Origin of the sequence: Streptomyces sp. BE20 (assembly GCF_036322525.1) — a bacterium.
Lineage (GTDB): Bacteria > Actinomycetota > Actinomycetes > Streptomycetales > Streptomycetaceae > Kitasatospora.
Genome location: NZ_JAQYWW010000012.1, coordinates 1 through 370, shown reverse-complemented (window position 1 = coordinate 370; position 370 = coordinate 1). Strand labels below are relative to the sequence as shown.

General features: G+C 80.0%; 1 pseudogene. It reads left to right on the top strand.

From position 1 onward, the window contains the following. Positions 1–239 precede the first annotated feature (239 nt). Positions 240–370: pseudogene (locus PUR61_RS00035) on the top strand (CDP-alcohol phosphatidyltransferase family protein); the annotation flags it as partial.

The window sequence follows — 370 nt, the reverse complement described above, 5'->3', positions numbered from 1 at the left end:
GTGGGGGGGGGGGGCGGGGGGGGTGGTGGGGGGGGTGGGGGGGGGGGGGGGGGGGGGGGGTGTTTTTGTCCTACCGAGCGCGCTGAGGTGGTGGGGGGGGGGGTGGGGGGGGGGGGGGCTGGTGATTTGTGGGTCCCGCGGGCCCTCCCCTGGGGGGTGGGGGGGTGGCGGTGGTTGGACACGTGGGGGGGCCCGCAGACCCCCCCGCGGTCGAGGACGAGCTTCGGCACCTGCGGGCCCTGGTCGACGTGGCCCGGGCCCGCAGCGGCCTGACGGCGGTCGAGGACCGCGCCGCGGTGCCGCGCTCGTCCGGTGTCGCCAAGGCCCGCCGGGCCGCCTCCCTCCTGAAGTTCCACCGGCTGGTGGGCGC